9 protein-coding genes and 1 pseudogene are annotated in these 9,778 nt (G+C 68.1%); 4 read left to right on the top strand and 6 right to left on the bottom strand.

The features are described from left to right. Positions 1–132: 132 nt before the first annotated feature. The 3 genes from dacB to ACUVYZ_RS17170 are packed head-to-tail and all read right to left on the bottom strand — an operon-like array spanning position 133 to position 4,393. Positions 133–1,623 carry a D-alanyl-D-alanine carboxypeptidase/D-alanyl-D-alanine endopeptidase gene (dacB, locus tag ACUVYZ_RS17180; RefSeq protein WP_439935649.1) on the bottom strand — a complete coding sequence of 497 codons (1,491 nt, stop codon included), beginning with the start codon at positions 1,621–1,623 and terminating at the stop codon, positions 133–135. After that, complete coding sequence (locus ACUVYZ_RS17175; protein WP_439935650.1) at positions 1,620–3,029, bottom strand: MBL fold metallo-hydrolase RNA specificity domain-containing protein; 1,410 nt, start codon at positions 3,027–3,029, stop codon at positions 1,620–1,622. The genes dacB and ACUVYZ_RS17175 overlap by 4 nt, the downstream gene beginning before the upstream one ends. After that, positions 3,020–4,393, bottom strand: a complete 1,374-nt coding sequence (locus ACUVYZ_RS17170) for an adenosylmethionine--8-amino-7-oxononanoate transaminase (RefSeq protein ID WP_439935651.1) — start codon at positions 4,391–4,393, stop codon at positions 3,020–3,022. Before ACUVYZ_RS17170 ends, ACUVYZ_RS17175 begins: the two co-directional genes overlap by 10 nt. 157 nt (positions 4,394–4,550) lie before the next feature. Between ACUVYZ_RS17170 and ACUVYZ_RS17165 the strand changes: the two genes are divergently transcribed. After that, on the top strand, positions 4,551–5,180 hold the full coding sequence (locus ACUVYZ_RS17165; RefSeq protein WP_439935652.1) for a diguanylate cyclase: 630 nt from the start codon (positions 4,551–4,553) through the stop codon (positions 5,178–5,180). A 130-nt stretch (positions 5,181–5,310) separates the two neighbouring features. Continuing rightward, positions 5,311–7,098 (top strand): phosphoenolpyruvate--protein phosphotransferase, encoded by a 1,788-nt coding sequence (gene ptsP / locus ACUVYZ_RS17160; RefSeq protein WP_439935653.1) that lies wholly within the window; start codon positions 5,311–5,313, stop codon positions 7,096–7,098. On the opposite strand, the gene ACUVYZ_RS17155 is transcribed toward ptsP, so the two are convergent. Continuing rightward, complete coding sequence (locus ACUVYZ_RS17155; protein WP_439935654.1) at positions 7,084–7,791, bottom strand: RES family NAD+ phosphorylase; 708 nt, start codon at positions 7,789–7,791, stop codon at positions 7,084–7,086. The two genes, ptsP and ACUVYZ_RS17155, sit on opposite strands and share 15 nt — an antisense overlap. Before the next feature lies 1 nt (position 7,792). Continuing rightward, a complete protein-coding gene (locus ACUVYZ_RS17150) occupies positions 7,793–8,200 on the bottom strand; it encodes an MbcA/ParS/Xre antitoxin family protein (protein ID WP_439935655.1) in 408 nt (135 codons plus the stop codon). Between the two features lie 428 nt (positions 8,201–8,628). Between ACUVYZ_RS17150 and ACUVYZ_RS17145 the strand changes: the two genes are divergently transcribed. Together ACUVYZ_RS17145 and ACUVYZ_RS17140 are read left to right on the top strand one after the other, a co-directional pair. Next, a complete protein-coding gene (locus ACUVYZ_RS17145) occupies positions 8,629–8,916 on the top strand; it encodes a site-specific integrase (protein ID WP_439935656.1) in 288 nt (95 codons plus the stop codon). 84 nt (positions 8,917–9,000) lie between these two features. After that, positions 9,001–9,144 (top strand): annotated as a pseudogene (locus ACUVYZ_RS17140) (hypothetical protein); the annotation flags it as partial. A gap of 92 nt (positions 9,145–9,236) precedes the next feature. On the opposite strand, the gene ACUVYZ_RS17135 reads toward ACUVYZ_RS17140, so the two are convergent. Then, a complete protein-coding gene (locus tag ACUVYZ_RS17135; protein ID WP_446033092.1) occupies positions 9,237–9,503 on the bottom strand; it encodes a transposase in 267 nt (88 codons plus the stop codon). Between the last annotated feature and the right edge of the window lie 275 nt (positions 9,504–9,778).

Here is a 9,778-nt window from a genome sequence, read left to right as displayed (position 1 = left end):
GAGTTTGGACTTTGAAGCGTTCGACTGAGCGCAGAAGCTAACGTATCACGGACCGGTCCGTTTGGGCGGCGTAGGCCTTGTTTCGCTGCTCCCCATTTGCCTTGGAGGGACAGCCCTCGTTTCGAAAGCTTCTTAGTGCTCCCCGCAACAGCGGCGGCCGCCTTCGTGCACCCAGTGGACCACCGCTTCCATGACCGGCCGGGTGCGGCCCGCGTTGGGATGGTTGATGAAGCACACCACCACGTGGCGCTGCCCGGCGCTGTCCCGCACGTAGCCCGCGATCGCGCGCACCCCTTCCAGGTAACCCGTCTTGAGATGGGCCTGGCCGCTGAAGGCATTGGCGCGCATGTGCTTCTTGAGGGTGCCGTCCACGCCGGCGAGCGGCAGGGAGGCCACGAACTCCGGCATGACGGGCGAGTTCCAGGCGCGCAGAAGGAGTTCCCCCAGGTGGCGGGCGCTCACGCGCTCGACGCGGGAGAGCCCCGCCCCGTTTTCCACCACCAGCTCCGGGAACTCCAGGCGGTTCTGGAGGAGCCAGGCCTTGATCGCCCGGGCGGCGGTCTCCGGGGTGGCCGGCGGGCCGAAGCCGTAGGCGCCCAGGGTGAGGAAGAGCTGGCGCGCCATCACGTTGTTGCTGAACTTGTTGATGTCCCGCACGATCTCCGCCAGGGGCGGGGATTCGCTGGCGGCGAGAAGGCGCGAGCCCTCGGGCACCGGGCCCTCCCGCACTTCGCCCTCCAGCCGCCCCCCCAGCTCGGTCCAAAGCTGCCGGAACACGTCACCGAACAACCTCGGGTGCGCCAGCACGGAGAAGCTTTCCGCTCTTTCCCCGCAGTCTTGCGGATAGCGCCCGTCGAACACGATCCGGGCCCGGGTCCAGTCGCTGGCGATGGCGGCGTGGAAGCGGGGCTCCCAGTCCCGGCACGGGCCGGGGCCGAGCTTCAGCCGGTTTTCGATCTCCAGCCCTTCCGGATGGGGCTCGGCGTACACCCGCACCCGGCCGTCCGCCGGCTCGGGCACGAAGCTCACCCGCACGGCGTTGAAGTTGAGGAGCAGGGCGTCGGGCTCCACGTTGTACGGGCGGTAGGGCTCGCCGTCGAAGGCGCCCGGGTCCGCGGGAGGCAGGGCGAAATGGGTGCGGTCCAGCACCAGTTCGCCCCGGATCACGCGAACCCCCCGGGCTCGCACCTCCCGCAGCAGGAGCCACAGCCGCTCCAGGGTGAGCTTGGGGTCCCCGTAACCCTTGATCGCCAGGGGACCGTCCAGGACCCCTTCCGCCACCGGACCGCCGGCGTACGCCTCGGTCTTCCAGGTGTAGGCGGGCCCCAGCAGCTCCAGGGCGGCCAGGGTGGTGACGAGCTTCATGGTGGAGGCGGGGTTCATGGGGGTGTCCGCGTTCCAGGCGAGAAGAGGCCCGGGGCCGGCCACCGGCTGGACGAACAAGGCCACGTTCTCCCGGGGAATTCCTGCGGCCGCGAGGGCTTGCCGGACGGGGGGCGGCAAGGGGGATGAGGCCGCGGTTCCCGCGCCAAGCCCGAGGGCTGCCAGCGCCCAGGCCAGGAGGGCGCCGATGAAGCGGAAAGCGGCCGGGTTGCGGTTCATCGACGAGCGGAGGCTGATCATGAAAACAGGCTCTCTACGGACCCAGGACCCGGAATGCTGGCGTTCCAGCCCAGGCGCGCGGCGATGGCTTCCTGGAGCGCCGCAGCGGCGGTCGCCTCCCCGTGGACGATGTAGGTGGCCGCGGGAGGACGCTGGAAATGGGCCAACCAGGCCAATAGCCCGGCCTGATCGGCGTGAGCCGAGAGGCCCCCGATGGTATAGATCCGGGCCTTCACCGCCACCTCGTCGCCGAAGATCCGCACCCGCCTGGCCCCGTCCACCAGCCGGCGTCCCAGGGTCCCGGCGGCCTGGAAGCCGGTGATGAGAATCGCGCATTCGGACCGGGGCAGGTTGTGTTTTAGATGATATTTGATGCGGCCCGCTTCGCACATGCCGCTCGCCGAGATGATGACAGCGCCGTGGTGGATCCGGTTCAGCGCGATGGACTCCTCCACCTCCTGCACGAAGTGAATCCGCACCCCGTCCGTCTTGGCGCTGCGCAGCCGCTCCAGGGTGGCAGCGGCCTGGGGATCGAACAGGTCCCGGTGGCGCAGGGTCGCTTCGGTGGCTGCCAGGGCCATGGGGGAGTCCACGTAGACGTCGAGGGCCGGCAGCCGCCCCTGGTGGTGCAGATCCACCAGCAGGAACAGCAGGTCCTGGGTGCGGCCCACGGCGAAGGCCGGCACGATCACGTTGCCCTGACGATGGGCGATAGTGTCCACGATGGCCTGGGTCAGCTCCTCCAGGGTTTCCGCCATGCCCTTGTGGCAGCGGTTGCCGTAGGTGGACTCCACCACCAGGACGTCGGCCTGGGTGACCGGTGTGGGATCCCGCACGATGGGGTGCCCGGGCTGCCCCAGGTCGCCGGAGAAGACGATTCGACGGCTTCCGCGGGGGGTGTCCAGGGTGATTTCGATGCTGGCCGAGCCCAGGATGTGGCCGGCGTCCCGGTAGAGGCAACGCACCGACGGGTGGGGCTGCACCGGCGTCCCGTACTCCACCGGGCGAAGGCAGCGCAGCGCCGCGCGGGCCTGGGTCACGGTATACAGGGGCGCGGCGTCCGGTCCCTTCCCGCGCCGGGTGCGGCGCTCGTAGGTGGCGCGTTCCGCTTCCTTTTCCTGGATATGGGCGGCGTCCGGAAGCATCACGGCCAGCAGGTCAACGGTTGCCCCGGTGGCGTACACGGGGCCTTTGAACCCCAGGGCCACGAGTCGCGGCAGCAGCCCCGAGTGGTCGATGTGGGCATGGGTGAGCAGGACGAAATCGACGGTGGACGGCCCAAAGGCCAGGGCCTTCCGGTTTTTCCGCTCGGCGTCCCGCCCCCCCTGGAAAAGCCCGCAGTCCACCAGGAAACGTACCGCGCCGGTGTCCACCAGGAAGCAGGAGCCGGTCACCTCCCCCGCGGCGCCCAGGAAGCTCAGCCGCATACCGCGTCCAGGGTCTTCAGGGTGCCCTCCACCAGGAATGCCATCTCCTCCGGCTCGATCACATAGGGCGGCATGTAGTACACCGTGGCCCCCAGGGGCCGCAGCAGCAGCTCGCGACCGAGGGCCTCGCGGAAGACCTCCCGGGGGAACTGGGGGCCAGCGCCTTCCACCTCGAAGGCCCAGATCATCCCGGTGTTGCGGAAATTGCGCACCCGGGGATGGGCCTCGAGGGGCGCCGCCGCCTCGTTCATGAACCGGGCCTTGTCCCGGTTGGCGGCGAGCACATTCTCCTGCTCGAAGAGGTCCAGGGTGGCGAGCGCCGCCCGGCAGGCGAGGGGGTTGCCGCTGTAGGAATGGGAGTGGAGGAAGCCGGCCCGCACCTCGTCGGCGTAGAAGGCCTGGTAGATCTCCTCCCGGGTGAGGACCACCGACAAGGGCAGATAGCCGCCGGTGAGCCCCTTGGAGAGGCACAGGAAGTCGGGCGTCACGTTGGCCTGCTCGCAGGCGAAAAGCGTCCCGGTGCGCCCGAAACCGACGGCGATCTCATCGGCGATCAGGTGCACCTGGTAGCGGTCGCACAAGACCCGCGCCCGGGCGAGGTACGCGGGATGGTACATGGCCATGCCCCCGGCGCACTGCACGAGCGGCTCGACGATGAGGGCCGCGATGTCCCCGTGGTGCCGCTCCAGGTGCCGCTCCAGGGCAGCGGCTGCCCGCAGCGCCCAGGCTTCCCCGCTCTCCCCCGGCGCCGCGAGCCGGCTGTCGGGGGAAGGCACGACGCCGCAGGGACGCAGCAGGGGCTGGTAGGTCTCTTTGTAGAGGGCCACATCCCCCACGGAGAGGGCTCCCAGGGTCTCCCCGTGGTAGCTCCCGGCCAGGGTGACGAAACCGTTCTTCGCCGGCAGACCCGTATTTTTCCAGTAGTGGAAGCTCATCTTGAGGGCGATCTCCACCGCGGAGGAGCCGTCGGAGGCGAAAAAGCAGTGGCCGAGCCGTCCGGGCGCCAGGGCGCTCAGCCGCTCGGCCAGCTCCACCGCCGGCGCGTGGGTAAAGCCGGCGAGGATCACGTGCTCGAGCCGCTCCAACTGTTCGGCGATGGCGGCATTGATCTTCGGGTGGCTGTGGCCGAACAGGTTCACCCACCAGGAGCTGATGGCGTCCAGATAGCGCCGCCCGTCGAAGTCGTAGAGCCACACCCCCTTGCCCCGGGCCACCGGCACCAGGGGCAGCCACTCGTGATGCTTCATCTGGGTGCAGGGATGCCACACGGCGGCGAGGCTCCTTCGCAGCAGCCCCTCGGCTTCGCTGCCAAGGGTGGGCGCCGGACTCTTGCGGGATGCGGGAGGGGAAGGTTTAATTTTCATGGTGATGGGATGGAAGGCGAAACCGGTAGCGGGAAGTGTATGCCAAGGACCCGGGCTTTTGGCCGGTTCCCTTTTCCATCTCCGCGGAATTTCCGTCCTCTTTGGGCATCAAACTTGCTAAGAAATTCTGTGGTGGGTTAGCAGGAGAGAAGACGCCATGGAAATTCTGGAGCGCATTTCCGAGCAGATGGCCATGTCGCCGCACCCCTTGTTCGCCATTACCATGGCGGCCGTGCCCTGCCCGGACACGCCCGTCATTCTGACGTTGCACTGGCACGGCTTCATCCGGGAGAAGCTCGCTCCCCTGGAGGAGGCGGAGGTGGTGCGCTATACCCCCATCCCCAGCTCGGCATTGCAGATCAACGACCGCTGGACCCGGCTCCGGGACCTGGAAGAGGCGGCCTTGGAAGCCGCCTGGGAGTTGGGGGCGTGGGACCTGGCGCGGGCGGAGCGCCCCTCCTGCACCCGTCCCGGCGCCGATTCCCAGGAAGCGCTGGAATGCCTGCAGGCTTTCGGCGCCTTTCCCTACGGCCTCCACGGCATGGAAGTGGTGGTGAGCGAGGCGCCCGACGCGGACGAGCTCCTGGGGCTCGCCGCCCGCCGCGGCTATCTCATGTGGATGTTCCGCCCGGTGCACGGGGGCATCTGGAAGGAAGTGGCGGAAGACGCCACCCTCAACCCCGACGGCACCCGGGAGCCGCCGTGCCCGGTGGAGCCTCTGCCGGTGTCCGGCGAGCGAGCCAAGCGTACCGTCTACCGCTTCGGCCAGCCCCTGAGCCTAGCCTGAGGACGATCTTGAAAAAGGAGAAAGGCGACCTCACCGTAGGGTCGTTTCTTTGAAGCGCTGCGTCTTCTTCTGAAAATCGGGTCGGGGCGGCAGGCCCCGACCCGGGCAAGTTTATCGTATCGGCTGTCCCATGAAGGTCATCCGGGGCAAGCCCCTCTCTCCAGGTTATGCCATGGGCCGGGCGGTGGTGCAGGGCGCCGCCCGGCTCTCCGTGCCTCAATACCGCATCCAGCCCGCCCAGGTGGACGCCGAGCACCGGCGGCTGCAGCAGGCCCTGGACCGCTCCCGGGAAGAGCTGGAGCAGCTGCAGGCGCGGGTGATGGCCGAGCTGGGCCACGAGGTGGCGGACATCTTCACGGCCCACCTGGCATTCCTCCGGGATAAGCAATTCGTCGAGCGGGTGAAGGAGCAGGTGGCCCGCGACCTGGTGAACGTGGAGCAGGCCTGCCGGGCCGTGATCTCCGACCTCGCGCAGACCCTGGCGAAAGTAGACGACGAATACCTGCGGGAGCGGGAGCAGGACGTGCGGGACATGGGGCGCCGGGTGCTGCGGCATCTCGCCCGCCACGCCGGGCCTGGGCTGGCGGATCTTCCGCCCGAGTCGGTCCTCGTCGCCCGGGAGCTCCTTCCCTCCGACCTGATCGAGCTGAACCGGGATCGCGTGGCGGCCATCGTGACCGAGCGGGGAGGCTGGACGGGCCATGCCGCAATCCTCGCCCGATCCCTGGGCGTGCCGGCGGTGACCGGGGTGCGGGACGCCACCGCGGAGATCGAGGAGGGCGCGCGCCTCCTGGTGGACGGGGAAGCCGGCATGGTCTGGATCGTCCCCTCGGAAGAGGAGGCGGCCCATTTCGCCGGCCTGAAGGAGCGCTACGAACGGGCAGCTTCCATGGCCGCGGCGGAAGAGCGCCAGGCGTGCGTCACTCGGGATGGCGTGCCCATCCGCCTCTACGCCAACATCGCCCGGCCCCATGAGGCCGCGGAAGTGGCGCGGCATTACCTGGACGGGGTCGGCTTGTTCCGCACCGAATACCTGTTCCTCGGGGAGCCCGAGCCGCCCGGCTTCGAGCGCCAGCGGGACGCCTACCGCCTGGCGGCGGAGCTGCTGGGCGGCCGCCCCTTGGTGCTGCGCACCTTGGACCTGGGGGCGGACAAGAATCCCTCGTACCTAGCCGCCCGCTTTCCCGTCAACCCGAGCCTGGGGCTGCGGGGCCTGCGCCTTTGCCTGGCGGCCGAGGAGTTGTTCCGCACCCAGCTTCGTGCCATCCTGGAAAACTTTCCCCGCCACGACGTGCGCATCCTGTTTCCCATGGTGCTGGGGGCTGGGGACCTGCAGCGGGCGCTGGCGGTGCTGCGGTCGGTCGCCGCCGAGGCGGGGCTGGAAAAGTTGCCCCCGGTCGGGGCGCTGATCGAGACGCCTTCGGCGGTATTCACCATCGGGGAGATCTTGAGGCACGTGGACTTCGTGAGCGTCGGCACCAACGACCTCACCCAGTACGTTCTCGCCGCCGACCGCAACGCCCTGGAGATGTTCGAGGACTGCTCGATTCTGCACCCGGCGGTGCTGCGGGCGGTGAGGGCGGTGGTGCAGGCGGCTGCGGCGGCGAGCCGCCCGTTGTGCGTGTGCGGGGAAGCGGCGGGGGACCCGGTGGTGGCGCGGCTGCTGGTGGGTCTGGGGGCGCGGGAGCTGAGCATGAGTCCCGCCCTGGCGCCGCGGGTGCGCCAGGTGCTGCGCGCCTCGTCCTGCGCCGAGCTGGAGCGTCTCGCCCAGGAGGCGATCGAGTGCGAAAGCCCCGAAGCGGTGCGCCAGGCCCTCGACTGGCTCGACCGGAAGGCGTTGTCCCAGAGGCCGAATTTGTCCCCCGCGGGCCAGGAGCGGCCGGCTTCGGAGCGTCCCATCTCCTCAGTAGAGGGTTGAGGGCTGGATCGCCAGCCAGCGCCTACCGGGGGTGCGTTCCACCACTACCCGGTCTTCCACGGGATTGAGGAGATAGGTGAGGTAGCACCGCTGCCTCGGGTTTGAGAGGACCTCGGGCCGCAAGACCGCCCCGTTGACCCCGTCGCAGCGGGCCGATTGGACCAGCAGCCCGTTCTGGCCCTGGTCTTTGAGGTAACGCCCGAGCCTTTGCCCGAAGCCGTAATCCTTCCGGTCCACGAGCTGCGGATGGCGTCGTTCCTTGCCGCGCAGGTCGACCAGGATGGCGTCGCAGCGCACGTCGAACACCCGCCGCTCGCCGCGGATCGGCCGATCCTCCGCGGGAAAGCTGTCCGTCACGAACCGGTGCCAGTGATAGACCGTCTCGTAGACCGTGGTCTCCAAAGCGAGGGAGCCGTACCAGACCCCGTAGCGCAATCCGTCGGAAAACCGGGTGGCGTGCCAGTTCTGGGGCACGAACGGGTAGGTGATCACCGCGCCGTAATCGAAGGGGCGGGTGATGAGGGGCGCGGCGCTGGGTATCCGGCCGGCCGATTCGGCCGCCACCGCCACTGCCTGGTCGGCCTCGTCCCCGGAGAGGTCGTCGAAAAGCGCCTGGGCGACCCGGATGCCCGCGATGTTGCGCACCAGGTCGCCGTGGTAGTCCACCACGGCGCCGATCAGCTCGCCGAACACCTTACCTGCCGCGTTCGAAGTCCAGGTAACGGCGCACCGCCAGGATGCCTTCGTAGCCGTATCGCTTCATGATCTCCAGCGGCGTGCGGTGGTCGAAGCGGCGGTTCGGCACGGTGACCCAGCGGTAGGCGAGCTCCCGGTCGTGGGGAAAGAGGATCCGCAGCGCTTTGTGGATGCCCAGCAGATGCCCCGCCCGGGAGATCAGGTCCGCCTGGTCGGCGAGGGGTTCTCCCCGCCGGTAGCGGGCCAGCGTGGCCCGGGAATCCGGGGAAAGCCCCAGCAAGGCCGCCTGGTCGGCGGTGGAGAGGCCCCAGCGGTCGAATAGGGCCACCACCAGGCGGGCGAGCCGCACCCGGCTTTCCCGGCTGCGCAGGTCGGTCTTCCGCGCCTGTTCCAGAAGGGCGCTCATTTTCCCTTCCCTCGTCTTGTTTCTAATGATACAAAAATTGTATCAATTAATACCAATGGAGTCTATCGAGCAGCAGTCGGTGGCCGGGGAGGGTCTCAGCCCGTCTGAAAGGCAAGGGTGAAATGAAAAAAAATGTCAGCCGCGCGAGCGCTGATATGGTTTGCATGCCGCCTAAGCCTGCAACGAGCGTCCCGTACAAACTAACGCGCGGCGCGAATCGGGGTGAAGTGGAAAATGGTTGATCGGCGGCGCGACACGCAACTGCGTGCCGATCCGCCAGATCTCATGGATCGTCCGCGAACCGCCGCGGCCGCCGCTCTCGCAAAGCACGGCAATCTCGTACATATCGTGGCGCCCGGGATCTATCACGAGCGAGTACTGCCGTGTGACCATGGATCCGTCGGCAAGGCACACCGGCACTTCGAAGTGTGCACCGACCTCGGCCGGCGGCAGTTCCCCCCCCAGTCTTGGGCGCGCCAGGCTTGCGTGGTGCCATCCGGCGGCTCCATTTCAGCCGCCGGACCGAGGAGGCCTACATCCACTGGTGTAAGCGTTTCATATATTTCCACGGCAAGCGGCACCCCTCGGAGCTGGGCGGGGCAGAGGTCACGGCATTCCTCAATCACCTGGCGGTCCAGCGCAGAGTGTCGGCCCCCACGCAGAACCAGGCACTGTCGGCGCTGCTCTTTCCTCTATCGCGAGGTGCCGGGTCTTGAACTGGCTGGCTGGACGGCGTGGTGCGGGCGAAGCGGCCGGAGCACCTTCCGGTTGTCCTGACCGCAGACGAGGTCGCCGCGTTGCTCGCCGCCGCCCAGCCCGAGGAGCGGTTCCAGTTCGAGCGACACGGCTACTTCGTCGCCGACCTGCGCGACCACGCGCCCGGACGGCCGGTGTTCAACCGCACCGTCACCCTTCGCGATTCCTGGGGAAATGCCGGGCGTTAGCTCGGGGCGTTTCGGGAAAGGGCCCTGTAGGCGTAGCGACGGTGCGCTTGAGCTCACCAGTGAGCTACACTGTTCGGTACGTTTCGCTTCGCTCAGCCACTCTCCAGTACCCTGGCACCCTCGACAATACCGAGCACCCGGCGGTAGCCGTCGGCTCCGACCCCGATAGCGGTGAGTACCGAGACATTGCGCACCTCGCCGGCCCAGGTGCGTTTCAAGACGATGCCATCGAGGAAGAGGTACGGGAACTCGCCTTCGATCGGGCGGCTGCGCCAGGCCTCGATGTCCTTTGTCTCTTCTGTTGAGATTCGAGACCGTGCCGGGAGACACCCCCGTGCCCCATAAAGCCTCGGTAATATCTTCGACCCGACGCACCAACACCTCCGCGAGATACTTCTCGATCAGGGCTCCTCGACCGAGGCCTCCCTCGAGCGGTAGCGCTCGATGAAGGCACTCTCGAAGGCGAGCCGCCTGGTCTTCGGCACCTAGGGTTTCACTTCGCCCGCCCGGGTCTCGAGTTTGCACTCGTAGTAACCAGTGCGGGTGCCGCGCTTCCTGTCAAAACCCTCCCTCTTGCGCTGGCGAATTTTTGCTCGCCCCAGGAATGAGCGTTGGGTGGGTCGAGACGGTGGTG

It is taken from the genome of Pelomicrobium sp. P1 (assembly GCF_052805615.1).
The sequence above is the reverse complement of the archived record's forward strand: the minus strand, read 5'-3'. Positions and strand labels throughout refer to the sequence as shown.